The organism is Sphingobium sp. RS1 (assembly GCF_056156825.1).
Map to the genome: position 1 here is coordinate 823895 of NZ_JBLZXE010000002.1, position 19915 is coordinate 843809.

The following is a 19915-nucleotide window of genomic DNA, read 5'->3' on the forward strand; positions in this document are numbered from 1 at the left end:
CGGTCGGCTTTACTGCCTGATCGCCTATGTTACTGTGGCGACCGGTAAAACTTATGGAGGAGCTCCCCATCTGTAACCTTTTCACCGTGCGGAAGAGTGCCGCGGAAGTCGCAGCGCATTTCGGCGTTACGCTTCCAGCCGCGCAGTTCAATGCGCCTGAGGAGGTCTATCCCGGCTATCCCGGGATGGTGGTTCGCGAGCAAAGCGGCGAGCGCTTGCTTCAAAGCATGACGTGGGGCTGGCCGGTGCGGCTCAAAACGATGAAGCCGGAATCCAAACCCAAACCGGTAAACAATATTGCCGATCTGAAGAAGCCCTTCTGGATTGGTGCGGCCCGCAAGCCTGAATTTCGATGCCTCATCCCTCTCACCCATTTTGCCGAAGCCGAAGGCCCTAAAGGCGCCAAGACCCGGACCTGGTTCTCACTGCACGACCGGCCCATATTTGCCTGGGCAGGCCTATGGCGCGACAGTATCGAGTGGGGACCCGTATTTTCCGGCGCGATGACAGACTGCAATGAGGCGATCCGCCCCATACATGACAGGATGCCCGTTCTCTTGCACGAGGACGAGTATGCGCAGTGGCTTCACGGTAGCTTCGACGAAATCGTCAGCTTCCAGGAGCGCTGTTTCCCCAATGAGCTGATTGCGATGGATCGCACCGGTGAGCCATGGAATAAGCCGCGCACAGCTCTTGGGGCGCCCACCCTGCTATGACATCTGAGCAGGAAAGATGGGCCGAAGCGCTCGCGATCGAACGACGGTTCGGTAAGAGGGCAACCGATCACATCGCAGCATGTGTGACCAAGCTTGCCCTTGCCGGAGATGACGCCGGTGTCGAACGATGGATCGCCATTGCGGGCAAATATGATCAGCTTCAGGCGCATGGCGGGAGGCCGTGGCATTAGGCGCTAGCGCGGATTTCGGAGAAACAAGATGGCAAGTGCGACGTCGATCGATGAATTGCTCGAAAACCCTCATTTTCTTTAGCTTACCAAAGCCCTTTTCGGCGCAGCGACACTAACCCAGGCCAGCGGGGGCCGCGCGCTCGACGCAAATCTTGCTCTGGACGCCCTTTCCTTCCTGTCTGCGATGATCCAGGAAGCCCATCCCGATTATGCGACGGAAGACAGCCTCAGCGAGGCGACAAAAAATCTCGCCGCAGACCATCTGGCCTTTCTTCATTTTTTGCGCGACCATTCGCGCGAGACCGGTACGCACATGCTGGACGGCATAGCTGTCGATAAGCCTGTGTCCCCATCGGCGTCCGATGTGGATGACAGTGATTTGGGCAAGCTGGTTCATGAAATCCAGTCCGCGATAATCAAGGCGAGCCACCCGCGAGACGTGACCGTCAATGCCCTTGGCCAAACCGGCACCTTAATGCGCTATGATCTCGCGACGGTTGCCCAGGCCCTTATTTTCGTCCTGGCATCGATCGCTGCACAATCGGGCGATATCACCACCCTCAGGGCGCGCAGACAGTTTGCTGACACGCTACGCGACAATTTTGTCACCACCTTTCGCGACGTTGAAGAACAGCTCGCAGACGTTTCGAAAGCAGGCTCGGTGAACGGGACGATCAACTGACCAAGCGGGTACGCGCCAGATATGATCTGATCGGCTGATCGTCCGGCTGCCCTCCTGCTCCCTGGAGGCAAGTATCAAGTCCGGCAGGCGACGCGCTTTCTCATGCCGACGATAGCTTCCCGTGCGCAGATGGCACACATATTGGAACGGAATCGATTTGGCCGATGACACGCTCAACCCCATGGGCGTCACGCCATCGGAACGGACGCTCCCGCTCTAGACAAACACTGATCTGCGGCGCGTTGCTCTCGTTTCCGGCGGCAAAATCTCCTCAGTGCCAAGTGATTCGCGGCGAAGGCATTACCTCCTTCGATTCGCGGCTAGACCTCCATCAGCCGGCCGTCGCCCTCCAAAACAGAATTGCTTATTGCGAAAAGCGGCACTGATATGCCGCTTTCGGCACTTCAGTGCCGCTTTCGGCATCTCAGTGCCCTCCCTGTTGCGGCCGAGCCCAATCTCGACGCAACTCTGGTTCATCCCGAACGGGGATGCCGATGCGAGCGCCAAGATGCGCAGATTTGAAGGCAAGCGCCTCGCTCCCCCGACGGTCTGACAAGGCAATGTGCCTTGAAGAAAAGGAGACCATCCAATGTCGGCATATCGCCCGGCCGTTCTGGCCGGATTGCTGCCTGCCGCCTTGTTGACTGCGCCTGCTGTTGGCGCCCGTCACAGGGTAGAAACGCAGGAGCCGTCCAAGCCGCAATCCTTGCTGATCGCTCAGATCGAAGGGGAGTTCTTCGTGCACGCCGCTATCGGTACTGCACCGGTCCAACAGCCGCCAATCTCGCTTGGCAAAGGCATCATGATGGACGCGGCCCTGTTCGGATCGCGGTACCACAGCGCACGGGAGACGGGCCAATGACCTATCATCTATCCCACTATCGGCGCGCGATCGCGGCATTAGCCATCCTTGCCGCCCATCCAGCGGCTGCGGCCGAAGACACTCCGTCCAAAACCCATCTGTCGGTGGCAGCCCGCGCTGCCGAGGCCCAGCTCCATCAGAGTTTTGCCAATCTCCAGTTTGAGGATTTCGGTCCGGCGCCCGTCACGGGTCCGCTCTTCCAGGCAAGCGCTGGCGGCCGCATCCTCTATTATGCACCACAGAGCGACCATCTGCTGTTCGCCACCATCTATGACAGGAACGGCGTCAACCTGACCGCCCTCGCACAGGATGCCAGCGCGCGCAAAAAGATCGGCAGCCTTGATCTCACCCGGACGCTCACCATTGGACCGCCAGGGGCACCCACCGTCATTGAGTTCACCGACCCCGACTGCCCCTATTGCCGCGCCCTCGACCGCTTCTGGGCGGCGAAGGCCACCGAAGGAAAACCGGTCCGCCGCCAGATTTATTTCGTGAGCGGTATCCATGCCGACGCCGCGTCCAAGGCCGAACATATCCTCTGCTCGAAGGACCAGGCGGCCGCCTTCCGCGCCACCTATGCTGGCGAGCCGCAAAAGCCTCTTATGACCTGCACTGAGGGTGCAGCGCGCGTCGCCGGGAACGCCGAGGCGGTCAAAGCCATGGGCATCTCTGGAACCCCGACCCTCATCCTCGATGGCCGCGTCATCTCCGGCTTCCAGCAGGCCGAGATCGAAGCGTGGCTCGATGAGAAGCTGGCGCCCAAAAAGCCGCCCAGCTGAACTTCATGAAATTTGGCGGGCTCATGGCGACGGACCAACAAGCGCCGACACCTTGAGCACGAGATGCCGGCGAGAGGGCCCCGTTTTCCAAGGAGCCACCCATCCCTCCCACTGGCCGTCAACGATCAACCATGTCGGTGCCGGCAGGCATTCACAGGGGACGGCTCCTTCTTGCCTGGAGAAAACCCATGCTCAAACTTGCCTCACTGTCCGTACCCTCCCGGAACCGGATGCGCCGCCTCTCTTTTGCGTCGGCCGATGCCGTGGGAACCCTCCTCGTCGCGATGACCCTGGCATCGGCCGCTCACGCCTTCCAGGCGCCGGCCGCCGGCGACCTTGGCTACGATATCTACGACATCGTGGTGAACCAGGGGGTGAAGGGTCCGCTCGGCTTCGTGGGCGGCGTCGCCGCCTTCCTGTTCGGGGTCAGCCGCCTCTTCTCCAACATCATGATCGGCATCCCGACGATCGTTGCCGCGGTCTGCCTGATCCGGGCGGATTCCATCCTTCAGACCTTCGGCATGATGGTCTGAGGCTCGCCTGAAACAGGGACTGGCGCGGGTCTGACTGTCCACCCTGCGCCGGAAATGAGGAGCGAATGGTCGCTCCTCGTAACAATCACGCCTGGTCCAGGCGTGATGAAGCAAGGGAGAAGGACGTGGACGAGAGACTTCCACAATTTCTGCACAAGCCGGTCCAGATCCTCTGGTTCGACGCGCAGGAGTTCATCGTCGTGGTGTCCACCATCTTCGTCGCCGTCATCGTCGGCGGGCTGGTGGGCTGGTCACTCCTCGGCGTTCTTCTCCTCTTCATTCCCTGGAAGCGGACCAAGCCGCGCGGCTTCATGCCGCATCTCGCCTGGCGTTGGGGGCTGCTCAAGCTCCCCCGCTACCCCGGCCCGACCCAGACCCGCTTTTGCGAGTGAGGTATCCTATGTTCGGCAGATCATCCGCCCGAGAGCGCAGCGAGCCACTGCTGGAAAAGCCGGCGAGCTTCGGCATCCATCGCTATCTGCAGGGATCATCCAACCTCTTCGAAGAAAACCGGCTCCTTAAATTCTCGATTGCCGGCCTGTTCGGCATCACCGCCGTACTGGGCATCGCGCTTTATACGACGAGCCAGAACCAGCGCACTGTGGTCGTACCCTTCGGCGCGGGCGGCGATCTCTATGTGACCGGGGGCAAGCCCTCCCCAGCCTATCTGCGCACCATGACGCGCAATATCGTGGCGCTTTCGGGCACCTACTCCGCGCTCTCGGCCGACCGGCAGTTCCAGGAACTGCTGAGCATCGTCCATCCGACCGCCTATAATGGCATCCGCGACAGCCTGAACGCGATCCTCGACGAGCTCGCCAATAATCCTACGCTCTCGATCGCGACCTATATCCGGCCCGATCAGCCCGTCACATGGACCGACCGCCAGATACTGGTGCCCGTCGAAAAGGTCCGCGTTATCGGCGGCGTCATCCGCAAGTTCCGGGGCAATTTACGCGTTCGCTACACGATCGATGCCGGCCGCTTCTGGCTCCTGTCCCTCACCGAGGAGAATTTCGATGCCGAACTTCGGTAAGCGCCTCTGCGCGCCTGCGGCGCTCATCACCGCCTGTCTCCCCGGCATCGCCATGGCCGAGACGACCAGCAATGCCATCATGGCCCTGCCCGATCAGACCAGCAGCATCCGCCTTTCTAACCGGGACATCAATCATCTCGTCTGCCAGGGCGGCGAGATCGAGGACGTCAAATTCTCGGCCGAAAAGGCGATCGCGGTCGAAAAGGCCGGGGCAGACGCCTGGGTCAAATTCCTCGTCAGGGAGAGCGATGACGCGGGCCAGGTGACCCGCAGCTTCATCACCACGCCTTCAGAATTTTTCGTGACCTGCAATGGCGCGATCTATCCGCTCTATGCAGAGCCTTCCGATATTCCCGCCCAGACCGTGACGCTTGCATCGGGCGCCAATCAGCGCGCCCGCGCCAATGGCGAACTGCTGGGACCGCTGGTGGAGGAAGAGCGCGCCGTCTCTATCACCCTCTCGATGCTGCAGGACCGGGTGCCCGCCAGCTTTACGGAGGTCGCCGTCTCACCAAGACCACTTGCGCTTGCCGCCGCGCCCGCACTGCGGATCACCGAGCGCCGCCGCGTCGCGATCGAAGGCACGGGTCTCTCGGCGTCGGAATATTGGATTGAGGCGAGCGCCGATAGCGAGATCGACGAGCGGCTGTTTCTCGACACCGCCATGGGCACCCGGATCTTCAGCGTCACCCTCGATCGCCTGTCACTGCGCGCCGGCGAGAGCGCCCGCCTCATCCTGCTCCGCCGCGGAGACGCGCTATGAGCGGCGGCGACAATCAAGGCCCCGGTGACGAGGGCGCACACAACAAGGGAACCAGCAGCGGCAATCCTACTCAGCGCCCCGACGCACCGCGCAAACATGCCGGGATGCAGGGCTATTCCCGCCCTCCCAAGAAAGCTGATGCTGCAAAGGATGGCGACGCACAGAACGCCCCCCTGCGCGGCCCTGCGCTTCTCGACCTCAAAGCCCGTTGGGCCGCGTTAAGCGCCAAGCAGCAACTTCGCGCCCGGCAAGCCGGCGTCGGCGTCGTGATCGCCATGTTCGGCTATGGCCTCTACACCGCCTCGATCGGATCGAAGGACGAGACGCCGACCGCGCCTGCGGCCTCCCGCCTCGACATGGGCGCCGGCCTGCGCGGCGACAGCCTCGAAACCAAGGTGCGCGGGGATCTGAAGAAAATCCTCGATGGCCAGGCGCTGCTTGGCGACAGGGTGACCGCGATCGAGGAGGGCAAGATCGCCCCCGGCTCGCGCTCCACCACGGACGCCGCGGAAGGCGATCTCCCAAGCGCCATGCCCGGCGACATCCCGGCCTTCCCACCCAGCCCCAGCGCGCATGAACTTGAGAGCGCCGACGGCAGCCTGCCACCACCGCCCGTGCCGTCGGCGCCTCCCGCGCCGCCCGCACCGCCGGTCGATCGCCAGGTCGGCTCGATCGGGACTGCCACCGCTGCGCTCGTCTCCGACGCTGGGGACAAAGGGGCAATAAGTGTTAAAAAAAAGACCCGGACGATCTATTTGCCACCTGGTTTCATGAAGGCGCGGCTGCTGACCGGGATCGACGCGCTCGCCAGCCGGGACGCGACCTCGAACCCGGAACCCCTGATCGCTCGCGTCCAGGCGCCCGCCGTGCTGCCCAATGACGTCAAGGCAAACCTCTCTGGCTGCTTTGTCGTCGGCAATGCCACCGGCAGCCTTGCGAAGGAGCGGGTCGAGGTCCAGCTCGTCTCCCTTTCCTGCGTCGATTTCGACGAACACTCGGTGGTCGATCAGCCGATCAAGGGCTTCTTCGTCGATACAGACGGGAAGAAGGGGCTTTCGGGCCGCGTCGTCACCCGCGCCGGCGCCGCGCTCGCGCGCAGCTTCATTGCCGGCACGATCTCAGGCATGAGCCAGAGCGTCGAGAACACATTCGGGGATACCTCTGTCTCGGCGCTCGGCACCGTCCGGTCGCTCGATGCGGGCGATGCGGCCAAAACCGGCATTGCCGGCGGACTTTCCAAATCCTCCGACAAGCTCACCGACTTCTATCTCGATCTCGCGCGCCAGGCCGGTCCCATCGTCGAAGTGGGCGCCGCCAAGGATGTGGTCGTGGTGATCCAGGAAGGCGTCGCCCTCGAAATCAAGCCGACTGCGGGGAGCAAATTCTGATGCGCCCGCACCTCACACAAGGAGACACGCCCATGCCGCTCCTCGCATTTCCTCCAGCCTCATCCATACGTCACACTGGCATCCCAATGTTGATGCTCGCCGCCCTGCCCGCCTGCACCGCCATCGGGTCGGTCATGTCGCCCTACCCCGAAAAGTTCAGCTGCAAGAATAGCGATCACGGCCAGTGCATCCACCCCGAGCGCGCCTATGAGGACGCCGTCGCCGGCGCTGTCTCTCGGTCCGATCCCAAGGTGACGAACGACAGCAAAATGCTGAAGGGCAGCACGGCCGCGTCGTCCGGCACAACCGGCCGCGCCAGAGGCAAGGACGCCACGCCTTATCTGGGCTATCGCGACAGCGTCTATCGCGAATTGCAGGGTCTGGTCGAAGCGCCGGTGACGCCAATGCTGCGTCCCGGCCGCACGATCCGCACGCTGATCCTTCCCTATGCCGACCGGGAGAGGCCCGATCGGCTCTACATGCCGCGCTATGTCTATTCGATCCTCGACAAGCCTCAATGGGTGGTCGGCGACTATCTTGTGAGCCCGGTCAATCAGGCGGCCCGCATGCCGGTTCTGGAACAGGTGAAGGCAAAGTCCGCCACAAGTGAGGGCAGCGACATTCCCGCGCCGCCACAGGAGCAGCTTGGGGAGTCAGGCCAATGAGGGCGCCCGGCACCCGCCATGGCGGCGGCATGACCTTCGAGCGGCTGCGCCAGAGCGTCTCGCGCGACGCCTATTCGGATTTTCTTCCGATGGTCGCCTGGGTCGAGGAGGAGGACGCCTTTCTCTGCATTGACGATGGCTGGGGCCAGGCCTGGGAACTCATCCCCTCCGCCTATCTCTTCGCCCATGTCCATCAGGCGCTGCTGGGCCTGCTGAACATCCAGTTCGCGACCGGAACCGTCGTCCAGCTCCACTGCTTTGCCGACCCGCTGATCGACGATGCGCTCGACGCCTTCCTCGATTTGAAATCCCGGCCCGATCCACTGATCCAGGCATCGGCGCGTCGGACCCGCGACTATCTCCGTGAGGGGACGCAGGGGCTCGATGCACTCCACGGCATTCCGCTGCGCAATTTCCGTCTGCTCCTGTCGATCAAGACCCGCAAACCCTTGGGCCATGACCTGCGGCGCCAGATCGAGGAGCAGCTCTCCAAGCTCGGCATCACCCGCCTCGCGCCCGAGGCGCTGGTCACCTTCTATCGCCGTATCTTCAATGGCGTGTTCGACAATGCGCCCGGCGTCTTCGCCCAAAGCAGCAACAACATGCCCGCGCGTCCAGTGCGCAAGCAGCTGATCGACGCCGGTCCTGATCTCGTCTTTGATGGTCCCGAACTGTTTCTTGGCGATCAGGTCGCACGCTGCCTGACGCCCAAGTCGCCCGCCCGGCGCGTCACCGCCGAGCGCTGCAATCGGCTGCTGGGCGGCATGCGCGGCGCCTCGGAAGACAGCGACCAGATTGGCGGCCCCTTCCTCTATACGCTCAACATCCTCTTCGATCATTCGAGCTTCGAGATCCACAAACGCGCGCAGATCCTCTCCGCGCAAAAGGCTGCGGGCAGTTTCGCGGTCGAGGTGGGAAAGCAGATCGAAGAGATTGGCTGGGTGCTCGACGAAGCGGGCAATAGCCGCTTCGTCTCGGTGATCCCGGTCATCTGGGTCTTCGGCCGCGACAGCGCGCAGGCCCGCGAGATGGCGGCGCGCGCCAAGCGCCTCTGGGAGAGCGAACCGCTGCCATGGATGATGCAGGAAGAAAGCTATCTCAATCCCGTCCTGCTGCCGATGGCGCTCCCCTTCGGTTTCTATCCCGACCGGCGCACGGTGCGAATGCTAGAACGTGACCTCCCCATGCCCGCCAAGGCGGCAGCGCTGCTCGCGCCCGTCCAGACCGACTTTCGCGGCGGCGGCCGCCCTGCCCTGCTCTATGCCGGGCGCAAGGGGCAGCTCATCACGCTCGATCTCTTCGACCCGCGCATCAACAACTATAATTTCATCGTCTCGGCCGAGAGCGGCGCGGGCAAAAGCTTCCTCCTCAATAACCTGTGCCAACAATATTATGCGCAGGGCGCGCTCATCCGCATCATCGATATCGGCGGAAGCTACGCCAAGCTCTGCACCCTTTGTTCGGGCCGCTATATCGACATGGGCGAGGAGCACCTCGTTCTCAACCCCTTCGACATGGGTTTTGCGCTCGATGGCGACGATCGCCAGTCGGCTATCTCCATGGCGGTCGCGATCGTCGCAGAAATGGCCAATGCCGCGACCCGCAAGGGTGTCAGCACATCGGAATGGAACCTCCTCAAATCGGCGGTCCAGTGGACGATCGACAGCGGCCGGGCCGAGGCGGGGATCGATGCGGTGCGCGACTGGCTCGGCGCCTATCCCGCTTATGCAACAAGCGATCTCGACAAGGTCGATCATTTGATCCCCGCCGCTCGCGAACTCGCTTTCAACCTGCGCGATTTTGCAAGTTCGGGCGCCTATGGTCATTATTTCAGCGGCCCATCGACCTTCGACATTTCCGCCGATGAATTTGTCGTGCTCGAGCTTGAGCGCCTGAAAGCCATGCCCGATCTCTTCAATGTGATTGTGATGGTGGTGGTGAACGCCGTCACGCAGGAACTCTATCTCTCCGCGCGCGACCGACCCCGCTTTGTCCTGTGCGATGAGGCAGCCCAGTTCATGACCCGGACCGACGGGCAGGACCTGTCTCGCCTCGCCGAGGTGTTCGGTCAGGGCTACAGGCGCGCGCGCAAATATCAGGGGAGCTTCGGGGTTGTTCTCCAGTCGATGAACGATCTGCTGCTCTTCGGTGGCACAGGCCAGGTGATCCTCGAAAATGCCGCCACCCGCTTCCTGCTGCAGGGATCGACCTATGAGCGGGCCGTCGAGAACAAGATCCTCGACTATTCAGGCTTTGTCCTCGATCTCCTGAAATCGGTCCGCAACAACAAGCCCAATTATTCGGAAGTCTTCATCGACTCGCCTTTGGGTCTGGGCATCGCTCGCCTCGTGGTCGATCCCTTCTCCTACTGGATAAACACCAGCGCGCCGCAGGAGGTCGCCGCCTTCGAGACACGGCTGCGCAGGGGTATGTCGCCGCTCGAAGCGATCTGCGATCTGGCCGGTGTCGATGCGACCGAAATCCTCGGTCCCGCCGCATTCGGGGAGAAGCTGTGATGAGCAAGCTTCCCGCCGACAAGAACCAGCCTCGCTTCGAATTCGAGCCCGACCCGAAACTGGAAGCGCTGATCGAGGCGCGCGCCGCCGCCAAGGCAGAGGCGCAGGCTTTTCAATGGCGCTTCCGGCTCGTGACGATCGAGACGATGATGCTGGGCTGCCTCGTCGGCGCCGCCGGGATCGCGCTTCAGAAGCCGCCCTTTCTGATCTTGCGCGCAGCGGTTATGGTGGCCGCGGGCTGCTTTGCGAGTGGCATATTGCTCATCGGCATGACCGGCGCCGCGGACAAGTCGGGCAAATGGCTGCACAGCTGGTGGAACCGGCGATGAAGGGCATCCTCAGCGCCGCCCCGGCAGCCGGGCCCATCCGCCTTCTGGTGGGGACGCAGTTGATGCTGCTCGTCCTCACTGTCCTGGTGCTCGAAACACCCGGCGCCCTGCCGCTGCGCCTCCAGGGCCTGCTGCTTGCTGGCTGGGTGCTCGGCGTCTCGGCGCTCATCTGCGCGGTTTGCGGCGACAGCTCAGACGACAGACCATGGTGGAGGCGTCGTCATGATAGCTGAGCCATGCTTCCCCGATCGCGCACGCCACGCCCTTATCGGCGCGCTGATGCTCGCCCTTGCCTGCGCCGAGACGGCAACGGCTGCGACCTCCACCATAGGTCGGACCTGGCCGATCGCGGAGTCCGACGCGATGGCGGAAATCGAGGCCCGCGCCGCCAAGGCGCCCAGCTTCGCATCGCAACTCGGCCCTCGCTCCAACTGGTCAGCGCTCCGGGCTGCGCAATTGGGACAGGCCAGGGTCGACCAGGTCCGCAGCCTCATTCCCTTTTACACGGTGGAGGAGGATATCCGCCTGCCCGATGGCCGGCTGCTCTATCCCAAGGGCTTTACCTTCAACCCGCTCGACTATGTGTCGCTGCCACAGCGTCTCGTCATCGTCCATCCCCGCGATCTGGGCTGGGCGCTGAAGCAGGCGCGGTTCACCGATTTCATCCTGCTGACCGCCGGCGACGCGCTCGAACTCTCCGAACGCAGCGGTCGACCGCTCTTCATCCTGGAGGAGCGGGTCAAGGATCGGCTCGGCCTCACCGTCGCGCCGGTGATCGTCGCCCAGCAGGGCAAGAAGATCGTCCTCACCGAATATGCGCCGATCCGCGCCGCGGTTGGGAGCGCGCGGCCATGAGGCGTAGGCTCCTCGCGCGCATGGCGCCGCTCGCACTGGCGCTAGCCGCCGGCGGCGCCTCTGCGCCCGCTCAAGCCTCCAAATGCGAGGCCGGCACCATCTTCAATCCCATCACGAAGGTCCGCTGGAACTGCATCTTCCCAATCACCATCGGCGGCGTGCGCGTCGGCAGCTTCGACAAGCTCGACAGGGAGTTGGATGCCCAGTCCGCCTCGAAACCGCTCTGCGCCTGCCGCAAGGGCGCTACCTTCTGGTTCGGGGTGAAGGTAAGCTTCTGGTCGCCCAACCGGATGATCGACGTCGTGACCGAACCGGGATGCATGATGGCGCTCGGCGCCGATCTCCTGCCGACCGGCGGCAGGCTTCAGGGCAGCCAGTCGTCCATCGCCGACGGGACCAACAGCCAGAAGATGTTCGCGCAGATGCACTACTATATCTCGCCGGTCTGGAAGATGCTCGACATGTTCACCGACCTGCCCTGCATCGAGGATGATGGCTTCGACGTCGCCATGATCACCGAGGTGCTGCCGACCTGGCAGTCGGGAACGCTGGGTGCGATCATCCAGCCCGAGGGCATTCTCTTCGGTAATCCCGCTGCGGGCCTGGCCTGCATGGCCGACAGCGCAGCCGCGGCGGCTGGCAAGGTCATCGATCCGCTGTTCTGGTGCATGGGAAGCTGGGGCGCGACCTATCCGGTCGCCGGCGACATCCATTTTGGCGATAGCGTCGAAGCCTGGGCTGGTCTTGCCGCGCGCGGCACCTTCATGATGGGGCGGTTGGGCGCCCTTGCCATTTCCTCGGCCGATGGCTGCTCGTTCAAGGCCCAGCCGATCTGGACCAAGAGCCGCTACAAGCTCCAGATCATGGAGCCGGTCAAGGGCGGCAAATGCGTTAATATCGGCCGGCCGGGCGCGCTCTGGTCCTCGGCCAAACATGCGCCGGGCAAGGACAATGCCCAGTTCATGTCTTTTGAGAAGGTGATCTGTTGCGCGGGGGTATCGACGCCATGAGCCAGCCCCTTTCCCCATGTCCCACAGCGGTCCGGCTTCATGCCCGGTCTGCCCGCCAAGGCCATGATGGCCCGGCCGGCCGCTGCGCGGACGGAGCGGCGTCGGCGCCATCCGGCGTCGCTCCAACACCCCATTCTCCCTATGCGGCTTTGGAAGCGCATGGGGAGAAGGTCAACACGGCCAGATATACCCCTGGCGAGCGAGGATGCCCCCCTGCGCCTCAATCCTCGCCCGCTTTGGCCGTGCTGATCATCATCGACGGAAGGGGCGCCTTCCAATGCCTCTCGGCACCACCCGACATTGCCGGGTCGTGCCCCTTGTTCCGGCTCCGCGCCATGGGACGTTCGCGGAGCAAGGAGAATGAGGCATGAGGATCGTCCTCGCACACAGCCTTGCGATGCTGTCAGCGTTCCTTGTTCAAACAGCGTTCGCGCAGGACATGGACGCGCGGGCACGGGCGGCGGCGGCAGCCTCGCGCGCCAAGTCCGGCGCCAGCGACGCGATCAGCGATACTTATCTGACGCCGGGCCTTGCCAACCAGCCGGTCAATACAGTCGACAACAGCCGCAGCTTCACGGCCAACCTCGCCTGCCAGAAAAGCGCGACCATGCTCGAAATGCTGGTCCAGCCCGGCAGCACAGGCGACATCACGCACCTCACCATTTCCCGCGACACGGATTTGGACGGCGCCTTTGACCGCACGCTGACCCTCCCGGTCCCGGTGTCGGGAATCTGCGCCAATGGCGTTATCTCCTGTTCCCCCGGAAGCTGGAACCAGTGCCAGAGTTTCAAATGGGATGTCGGCGGTGCCGGCGACCTGAAACTCACTGAAGTCGACCTGCCCGACCTCTCCGGTTGCTATTGCGTCAACGCAAGCTGCGGCGCCAACCTCGTATCGGGAAATCTGCCATCGGTCCTGAAGGATCTGGGCGGCGGCGTCATCGGTGCGCTGACAACCGCAGACCCCAGGATCGCGGTGGCGCAGGCCAGTATCGATGGCCCGGTCATCCGCTATGTTGGCGCGCAGACCACCGCCTGCACCGCCTCACCCGCTGTGTCCGGGACCAGCTATCGCGCCAACCCGACCGCAATCAATGGCGACGCTTATGCCGCATCACAGGCAAGTTCGGTGTTCACCGCGCTGGCGGCATCGCCTGCTGGCAACGGCAAGGCGGAGGAGACCCGCTCCTGCACGATCGAGCGCGAGATCAAAGTCAAGGAATGGGGCTTTGCCGATATCGTCTCGGCAAGCGGCTCGATCACATCGACCAGCAGTTGCGGATCCGGATGCCTGCGCTTCCAGATCCGGGGTGCAGGAACCTGCGGCAGCAACCCGCCAATCTATACCGTAACCTTCAATCCGCTCATGCCGAGCCGGATCGTCTCGGCGCGCATCATCGAGATGGGCGCAGACGATTGGGTCCAGGGACGGATCAATGGTCAGGTTGTGGGGTACGCCGGCAAACGCCCGTGGATCGGTGATGGCCTGCCGTCTGGCGACTGCCGGATCAGCGACGATCCCTGGTATAATCGAACGCCCATCGATTTCACCGACAGGCTCAAATCCGGCGCTACGTCCGTCAGCGCGCGCGTGCGCGGCGGGGGCGGCGGCAATTGGGGTTATGTCACGGTAGAGATTCAGGTCGACACCAGCTGCGAGGTCAGCGAGCGGCTTGTCGATCTCTGCGCTGGCTATGCAAGTGACGTTGCCTGCCGACTGACCCAGGAAGATGTCGACGGGGTCGAGACGATCCGCAATGGAGTCGTCACAGGGCTTAAACCCCTGCCGCTCACCCGTCTGTTCGGAACAGGCAGCTGCACTTTCCAATATAGCCGCGACTTCTTCCTGCGGACGCGCCGCTATGCTTGCATCGTCGATACATCAGGAACAGCGCAACCCGATCTCAGCCGGGCAACCTATATCATCGATCATTCGACCGAGACGATGCTCGCCGACCAGACCCGGGCCAGCGACGGCGCTCTCGTCCAATCGACCCGCGCGTTCGCGCTCCCCGTCCGCCCCGCCGTTGCGGCATGCGAATCCATCTGCAAGACCCGCGCGCCCAGCGCCAATAGCGGCGTCGCTCCGGCCGGGACCGTGGCGGAGAAACAGAATGTGCCCGTAGGCTGGGACAGTTTCTATCATGTCTGTTCGAGCGACAATGTCTGTCCCCTGAGCGCTGGCGAAGAGATCGTCTCGCCCTGCGGTTGCCTTGATGACTTCCCCGAAGCGGTGGTGATGATGCAGACCGTCCGGCTCGCTGGCTCGGACCTTGCCTGCACGGCGGTGGCGCGATGATCCGCTGGCTCTCATCCTTCGTCTCGCTCGCCTGTGCGCTGACGCCGCTTGGCATTGCAATGAGCCCGCCCGCCCACGCAGCGCAGATTTGCGCGGCGGACCTCAGCGGCAATGGCGATGCCGCCGATGAGGGGGAAATGGCGCAGTGCCTCACAACTACGGACGGCGGTGCGCTCTGCCCCATCGGCCAGGTCGACTGCGTGGACGACGCGCAAGGCGCCTATGCCTGTCCGCTTGGCGCCGCTTTTGCCTGCAATAGGCCGACAGCAGGTGCCGTGCCGGCCTGTTCGCCCAATAGCTGTATCGATACCGCGACCATGCCGATCGAGAATGAAGAGGTCGTCGACGATCCCGGCGCGCCCAATGATGGGCCGGTCGATGCCGACGGCAATTGTCTCGGCACCATCGAGATATTCGGCGGTCGGGCGCTGCGCTGCCGGCCGCCCGGCACCAGCGTCACCTTCCAGAATTGCTGCAAGGACAAGGGCAAGATCGTGAAGGACGGGATGGGCGGGTCGCTCACGTCGATCACCACCAAGATCGCGATCGCCAAGGGCGTCTTCACGGGCATGAAAGCGGCCTACACCGCGTTCAAGGCGGGTGCGACCGCGAGCGAGGCGGCCTCGGCAGGCGCCCATGCGATCATCCTCGGCATCGATCCCACCTCGATCGCGATCAGCCTCGCCATCAACTATATGGTCGAGCTGCTGCTCCAGGGCTGCGACCAACAGGATATGGAAACCGGCATGCTGCGCGGCTCGGGCATGTGCCATGAGGTCGGCACCTATTGCTCGTCCAGTATCCTTGGCATCTGTATCCAGAAGGCGCGCGGCCACTGCTGCTTCAATACCAAGCTCGGCCGCATCATCCAGGAGCAGGGTCGACCACAGTTGACGGCTTTCAACAGCCTTGGCTGGGGTACACCCGAACATCCCTATTGCCGCGGATTTTCTGCCGAAGAGTTCCAGGCGCTCGATTTCAGCCGGATGGACCTCTCCGAATATTATTCGGACATCGAAGCCCGCGCCCAATCCGACATCCAGATCGACATGAAGGAGAAGATCGATGCGACGCTCAGCATCATCCACCCCTGACCGACTGCTGTGCGCCGGTGCCGTAGCCGCGCTCTGCGCCGCCAGCCCTGCGCTGGCACAGACCGGCCCGAACGCCAGCAGCGGCCAACCGCCAACATCGGACCGGCCCACAATCTCTGGCCCAACCGGCATCCCCGAGCCATCGCAGCCCATGCGCCGCCGCGCGTTCGAAGCGATGCGACAGAAGGGCCGCTTTCCGCAAATCGAGGCGCGGGCGCGCGAGCATAGGGAGGACGCCAGGCAGCGCATGGCGGCCGAGCATGACGCCATGCAAGCGCGCCTTTACCAAGCCCTGGGGCTTGCCGCGCCGCTCGATGCCGCGAAGCCAAAGGATATGCACGCGGCGCCTTCGGCAAAAAGCTGGGTGCCGATGCTGTTCGCCTCTTCATCCATGCCGCTCCAGACCCTGCGCAACTATGCCACGCAGCTCGAAACGGTGGGCGGGATCATCGCCTTTCGCGGGGTTCCAGGCGGCCTCACCAAGATCGGCCCGATGGTGAAGCTGACTGCGCAGATCCTGCGCGTCGATTCGGGCTGCGAAGGCCCGGCCTGCACGATGCGCAATGTGCAGATCGTCGTCGACCCGATCCTTTTCCGCCAGCATGGTGTCAATCAGGCGCCCGCCTTCGCCATGGTGCCGGGCGATCCCACCCTACCCTATTGCGAGCGCGACGAGGAGATTGCCCCCCGCGCCAGCCATATCGTCTTTGGCGACGCCGCGCTCTCAGGACTGATGGACGAATATGCCCGCCTCGGCGGCAAGGAGGAGGTCAGCGATGCTGCGTCTCGCCTGTCTCACCGCTAGTCGGCTCTGGTCACTTCTCAAAGCCTTGCCCGCGCAGACGGCCTGCGCGCTGGGCGGTGCGGTCGGCAACCAGCCCGCCGACAACGGGCGATTGGCCCTGAACCTCGCGGTCATCTTGCCGGTCGCGACACTCACCTGGGTCGGACTACCCAGCGTAACGCTCGTCATGAGCCCATCGATCGACGCCTGGGCCGTGCGCCGCTCGTCCGGCCCGATCCACAAGGGCGATCTCGTCGAATTCATGCTCTCCCATCCCATCGCGGGACCCAAGCCGGTGAGCGTCACCAAGCGAGCGCTCTGCCTCCCCGGCGAGCGGCTCCGCGAAATCGAACGGCCGTCAGTCGATGGTCGCGAGGGCACCCGCAGCTGGTATTATTGTGGCCGCAGCTTCCTGGGTGCGAGCCGGCCCTTCGGCCGCGATGGCCGCCCGCTTCCGCATCTGCGCTGGGGCGATCGGCCCATACCTGCGGGCTATATCTATGTTGGCTCCGATCATGCCGGGGGCTTTGACAGCCGCTATTTCGGGCCGGTCCGGCTCGATCGCCTCACCCGCATGGAGCGCATCCTGTGAGGCGCGCTATCGCCCTGCTGGCCGTGGCCGGCCTGCTGCTCCCAACGAAAGCCGTTGCGGAAGACGCAATCCGTCAGGGCTACTGGTGGTATCGACCTAAGGCCGATCCCGCCGAGACGCCGCCCGATGATGTGCCGCCAGCGCCGGTCATTCCGCCCATGGCCGAACTCGCCCGTTGGAGCCCGCCCCGGATCGCCAAGCTGATCACCGACCAGCGCGACTATGCCGCGACGGTCCTTACCGTCGAAGCGGTGTCGGATTTCTGGCGGCTCGAAGATTTTGCGCGGCGCAAGGCCCGCGCCTTTGCCGGCGTCACCCAGCTTGCAATGCTCGCCCATCCCGAGCTCAGCGCCAAGTCCGCCAATCCGATGATCGGCGACGCCCGCGATGCGCTGGGCGCGCAGAAGGATGCGGTGCGCCGAGCCTATCTTCGCTCGCGCGGCCCGGAATTTGCGCTCGTCATGTTCTCGCGCACATCCTGCGGCTATTGCCGGGTGCAATGGCCGATACTCCAGCGCTTCCAGGAGGAAACGGGCTGGCAGATCATTCGCGAGGATCTCGACCGGCGGCCCGAGCTTGGCGCCCGCTTCGGCGTCGAGGTGACGCCCACCACCATGGTCATCCGCCGCAACTCCGCGCAGCGCATGGTCATCGCCAATGGCGTCGAAGCATTCCCGACGCTTATCCAGACGGCCTATCAGGCGGTGAAGCTTCTCTCAGGCGACATCAGGCCCGAACAGTTCCTGACCGGCGCCGGGGAGGAGAATGGCTTTTTCGACGCGCTGGCCAATGGTCCGGTCGCGGCCGCCAATCCGATGGCAAACCCGGTCGGTGGTCGCCCATGAGAGTCCTCGCCCTCAGTACATGGATAGCGCTGGTTGGCGCGTTGCCGCTCTCGGTCCGCGCGCAAGTGGAGCGGCGCCCGCCTGACCGGGTACAGGCCGCCCGCGCCGCTATCCATCCGGTGTCCAGCGTCCGCGAAATGCAAAGCTGGCTCGCCCGCGTTCCCCGGACCGCCGATTATCCGCCAGATTTCGAGGCAACCTTGAAGGGCCAGGGATCGGCCTTCGTGATCGAGATGAGCACGGCGCCCGGCTGCCTCCCATGCGGCGATCTCTGGACGAAATTCGATGCGCTCAAAGGTCGATATGGTCTGACGGTCTGGCCAATCGGCAGGGACGAAGCCATGCTCCGCTCAGGGCGCCTCGGTCTCCCCTGGATCGGCCATCCCGTCGCCTGGCTACGTCCGATCTCCGACGAAGCCCGCACCCTGCCGATCGCGATCGGAACGGACCATGCGGCCAATCTCGCCCGCAACATCTATCTCGGGATCAAGATGCAGACCGGTGTGCGTGCAGCGGTCGGCGTGCGCGCGATGGCCAAGTTCACCGGCATTGTCGCGGACGGTGCCGGTTCGAAGGGCAAGGAGAAGCAATGACCAAGCCCCTCATCTTCCATGCTGGCCTGCAATCAGTGCAGGGAGAGCAGCCATTGGCCCGCCTCGGCGACAGAGCAAACCTCGATAGTCTCGGCAAGCCTGTAGGTCTCTTCGCCAGGATAGATGACGATCCGCCGTGCCGGATCGAGGTCGGCGCAGGCGTGGTGGAAGCCCCGCTCGACCTTGGGCGAAAGGCTGCGCTTGATCTCGAAAGCCCAGAGGCCATGGCCCGGGATGGTGAGCAGAAGATCGATCTCAGCGCCCGCCGATGTCCTGTAGAAATTTGCCTGCGTTCCCTCAGGCGCCGCCGATATCAGGGTTTCGATCGCAAATCCCTCCCAGCTGGCACCAGCGACAGGATGCCCCAGCACATCTTCGCGGGTGGCAAGGCCCAGCAAGCTGTGGACGATGCCGCTATCGCGCACATAGACGCGCGGCGATTTGACCAGCCGCTTGCCGTTATTGCTGTGCCACGGCTCCAGCCGCCGGACGAGAAGCAGGTCGACCAGAAGATCGAGATAGGAGGCGATGGTCTTGGAATCGACGCCAAGGCTCCGCCCCAGGTCCGATGCGTTCAGCAAGCTCGATTGATGGTGGGCGAGCATCGTCCAAAAACGCCGCAGCGTTTCGGCAGGGATGCGTGGACCCAGCATGGGTATGTCGCGCTCGAGATAGGTTCGGATGAAGTCCTGCCGCCAGCGCCGGCTCGCGGCATCGCTGGTGGCGAGAAAGCTGTCGGGAAAGCCACCGCGAATCCAGAGGCGCTCGGCATCCCCCTCCCCCACCTCCAGGGCATCGAGCGGATTCATTTCCAGATAGGCGATGCGTCCGGCAAGGCTTTCGCCCGATTGCGCCAGCAACTCCATCGAAGCCGAACCGAGCAACAAAAACCGCCCTGTCCGCAAGCCCTTCCGCCGACCCCGGTCGATAAGGCCGCGCAAAAGCTGGAACAGGCCGGGCAGCCTGTGCACCTCATCGAGTATGACCAGCCTGTCTTCATAGCTCTCAAGATACAGCTCGGGATCGGTAAGCTTCGCGCGATCCCGATCCGATTCAAGATCGAGATAGATGGACGGCCGCTCATCGGCCACTTCATGCGCAAGCGTCGTTTTACCGACCTGACGCGGCCCGAGCAGGGCAACCGCAGGGCTTTCATCCAGTCGGGCGATAAGATCGCTTCTGATACGACGCTCAATCATCCTTGTATATTCGGATCATCATTCCGAATTTGCAAGGTTAAATGTCTCGATATTCTGCGAATGCTGCAGAAGGGCTCGCATATGGCGGGCGGGCCCTTCCTTTTCTCCTCACGACAAGGAAGCCGCCATGCCCGATCTCAAATGTAGCGCGACCCTACCCGCTCTGGCTCTGCTTGCAACCTGC

General features: G+C 63.5%; 23 protein-coding genes. 22 read left to right on the forward strand and 1 reads right to left on the reverse strand.

Annotation, left to right across the window (positions count from 1 at the left end):
* The first annotated feature begins 53 nt into the window (after nucleotides 1-53).
* The 22 genes from ACNHGR_RS05585 (at nucleotide 54) to ACNHGR_RS05690 (ending at nucleotide 18532) form a co-directional block, all read left to right on the forward strand.
* On the forward strand, nucleotides 54-716 hold the full coding sequence (locus ACNHGR_RS05585) for an SOS response-associated peptidase (RefSeq protein WP_475284540.1): 663 nt from the start codon (nucleotides 54-56) through the stop codon (nucleotides 714-716).
* Entirely contained in the window at nucleotides 713-907 is a 195-nt protein-coding gene (locus tag ACNHGR_RS05590) for a DUF6961 family protein (protein ID WP_475284542.1), read from the forward strand. The genes ACNHGR_RS05585 and ACNHGR_RS05590 overlap by 4 nt, the downstream gene beginning before the upstream one ends.
* A 184-nt stretch (nucleotides 908-1091) precedes the next feature.
* Nucleotides 1092-1589 (forward strand): hypothetical protein, encoded by a 498-nt coding sequence (locus ACNHGR_RS05595; RefSeq protein WP_475284544.1) that lies wholly within the window; start codon nucleotides 1092-1094, stop codon nucleotides 1587-1589.
* 589 nt (nucleotides 1590-2178) lie between these two features.
* Nucleotides 2179-2451 (forward strand): hypothetical protein, encoded by a 273-nt coding sequence (locus tag ACNHGR_RS05600; protein WP_475284546.1) that lies wholly within the window; start codon nucleotides 2179-2181, stop codon nucleotides 2449-2451.
* The gene (locus tag ACNHGR_RS05605) at nucleotides 2448-3230 is read left to right on the forward strand and encodes a DsbC family protein (protein ID WP_475284548.1); all 783 of its coding nucleotides are present in this window, start codon (nucleotides 2448-2450) and stop codon (nucleotides 3228-3230) included. The genes ACNHGR_RS05600 and ACNHGR_RS05605 overlap by 4 nt, the downstream gene beginning before the upstream one ends.
* A gap of 188 nt (nucleotides 3231-3418) precedes the next feature.
* Nucleotides 3419-3763 (forward strand): hypothetical protein, encoded by a 345-nt coding sequence (locus ACNHGR_RS05610; protein WP_475284550.1) that lies wholly within the window; start codon nucleotides 3419-3421, stop codon nucleotides 3761-3763.
* Nucleotides 3764-3888: 125 nt separating this feature from the next.
* Nucleotides 3889-4155, forward strand: a complete 267-nt coding sequence (locus tag ACNHGR_RS05615; protein WP_062734244.1) for a type IV conjugative transfer system protein TraL — start codon at nucleotides 3889-3891, stop codon at nucleotides 4153-4155.
* 8 nt (nucleotides 4156-4163) lie between these two features.
* Nucleotides 4164-4799 carry a TraE/TraK family type IV conjugative transfer system protein gene (locus tag ACNHGR_RS05620; RefSeq protein ID WP_475284552.1) on the forward strand — a complete coding sequence of 212 codons (636 nt, stop codon included), beginning with the start codon at nucleotides 4164-4166 and terminating at the stop codon, nucleotides 4797-4799.
* Nucleotides 4783-5562 (forward strand): type-F conjugative transfer system secretin TraK, encoded by a 780-nt coding sequence (locus ACNHGR_RS05625; protein WP_475284554.1) that lies wholly within the window; start codon nucleotides 4783-4785, stop codon nucleotides 5560-5562. Before ACNHGR_RS05620 ends, ACNHGR_RS05625 begins: the two co-directional genes overlap by 17 nt.
* Nucleotides 5559-6950 carry a TraB/VirB10 family protein gene (locus ACNHGR_RS05630; RefSeq protein WP_475284556.1) on the forward strand — a complete coding sequence of 464 codons (1392 nt, stop codon included), beginning with the start codon at nucleotides 5559-5561 and terminating at the stop codon, nucleotides 6948-6950. The genes ACNHGR_RS05625 and ACNHGR_RS05630 overlap by 4 nt, the downstream gene beginning before the upstream one ends.
* Nucleotides 6951-7036: 86 nt before the next feature.
* Complete coding sequence (locus ACNHGR_RS05635) at nucleotides 7037-7615, forward strand: TraV family lipoprotein (RefSeq protein ID WP_475284558.1); 579 nt, start codon at nucleotides 7037-7039, stop codon at nucleotides 7613-7615.
* Nucleotides 7612-10131 carry a TraC family protein gene (locus ACNHGR_RS05640; protein WP_475284560.1) on the forward strand — a complete coding sequence of 840 codons (2520 nt, stop codon included), beginning with the start codon at nucleotides 7612-7614 and terminating at the stop codon, nucleotides 10129-10131. The genes ACNHGR_RS05635 and ACNHGR_RS05640 overlap by 4 nt, the downstream gene beginning before the upstream one ends.
* Nucleotides 10131-10460 carry a hypothetical protein gene (locus ACNHGR_RS05645; RefSeq protein WP_475284562.1) on the forward strand — a complete coding sequence of 110 codons (330 nt, stop codon included), beginning with the start codon at nucleotides 10131-10133 and terminating at the stop codon, nucleotides 10458-10460. Before ACNHGR_RS05640 ends, ACNHGR_RS05645 begins: the two co-directional genes overlap by 1 nt.
* Nucleotides 10457-10693, forward strand: a complete 237-nt coding sequence (locus tag ACNHGR_RS05650; RefSeq protein WP_475284564.1) for a hypothetical protein — start codon at nucleotides 10457-10459, stop codon at nucleotides 10691-10693. Before ACNHGR_RS05645 ends, ACNHGR_RS05650 begins: the two co-directional genes overlap by 4 nt.
* Entirely contained in the window at nucleotides 10683-11315 is a 633-nt protein-coding gene (locus ACNHGR_RS05655; protein WP_475284566.1) for a conjugal transfer protein TraW, read from the forward strand. The genes ACNHGR_RS05650 and ACNHGR_RS05655 overlap by 11 nt, the downstream gene beginning before the upstream one ends.
* Nucleotides 11312-12325 carry a TraU family protein gene (locus tag ACNHGR_RS05660; protein WP_475284568.1) on the forward strand — a complete coding sequence of 338 codons (1014 nt, stop codon included), beginning with the start codon at nucleotides 11312-11314 and terminating at the stop codon, nucleotides 12323-12325. Before ACNHGR_RS05655 ends, ACNHGR_RS05660 begins: the two co-directional genes overlap by 4 nt.
* 367 nt (nucleotides 12326-12692) lie before the next feature.
* Nucleotides 12693-14624 carry a hypothetical protein gene (locus tag ACNHGR_RS05665; RefSeq protein WP_475284570.1) on the forward strand — a complete coding sequence of 644 codons (1932 nt, stop codon included), beginning with the start codon at nucleotides 12693-12695 and terminating at the stop codon, nucleotides 14622-14624.
* Nucleotides 14625-14683: 59 nt separating this feature from the next.
* Nucleotides 14684-15718: a conjugal transfer protein TraN gene (traN, locus tag ACNHGR_RS05670; RefSeq protein ID WP_475288332.1), complete on the forward strand. Its 1035-nt coding sequence runs from the start codon at nucleotides 14684-14686 to the stop codon at nucleotides 15716-15718.
* The gene (locus tag ACNHGR_RS05675; protein WP_475284572.1) at nucleotides 15690-16523 is read left to right on the forward strand and encodes a type-F conjugative transfer system pilin assembly protein TrbC; all 834 of its coding nucleotides are present in this window, start codon (nucleotides 15690-15692) and stop codon (nucleotides 16521-16523) included. The genes traN and ACNHGR_RS05675 overlap by 29 nt, the downstream gene beginning before the upstream one ends.
* Nucleotides 16495-17094, forward strand: coding sequence for a S26 family signal peptidase (locus ACNHGR_RS05680; RefSeq protein ID WP_475284574.1), 600 nt, complete (start codon nucleotides 16495-16497; stop codon nucleotides 17092-17094). The genes ACNHGR_RS05675 and ACNHGR_RS05680 overlap by 29 nt, the downstream gene beginning before the upstream one ends.
* Nucleotides 17091-17939 carry a conjugal transfer protein TraF gene (locus tag ACNHGR_RS05685; RefSeq protein ID WP_475284576.1) on the forward strand — a complete coding sequence of 283 codons (849 nt, stop codon included), beginning with the start codon at nucleotides 17091-17093 and terminating at the stop codon, nucleotides 17937-17939. The genes ACNHGR_RS05680 and ACNHGR_RS05685 overlap by 4 nt, the downstream gene beginning before the upstream one ends.
* Nucleotides 17936-18532 carry a hypothetical protein gene (locus ACNHGR_RS05690; protein ID WP_475284577.1) on the forward strand — a complete coding sequence of 199 codons (597 nt, stop codon included), beginning with the start codon at nucleotides 17936-17938 and terminating at the stop codon, nucleotides 18530-18532. Before ACNHGR_RS05685 ends, ACNHGR_RS05690 begins: the two co-directional genes overlap by 4 nt.
* Nucleotides 18533-18564: 32 nt before the next feature.
* On the opposite strand, the gene ACNHGR_RS05695 is transcribed toward ACNHGR_RS05690, so the two are convergent.
* Nucleotides 18565-19731: an ATP-binding protein gene (locus ACNHGR_RS05695; RefSeq protein WP_475284579.1), complete on the reverse strand. Its 1167-nt coding sequence runs from the start codon at nucleotides 19729-19731 to the stop codon at nucleotides 18565-18567.
* Nucleotides 19732-19915: the final 184 nt, after the last annotated feature.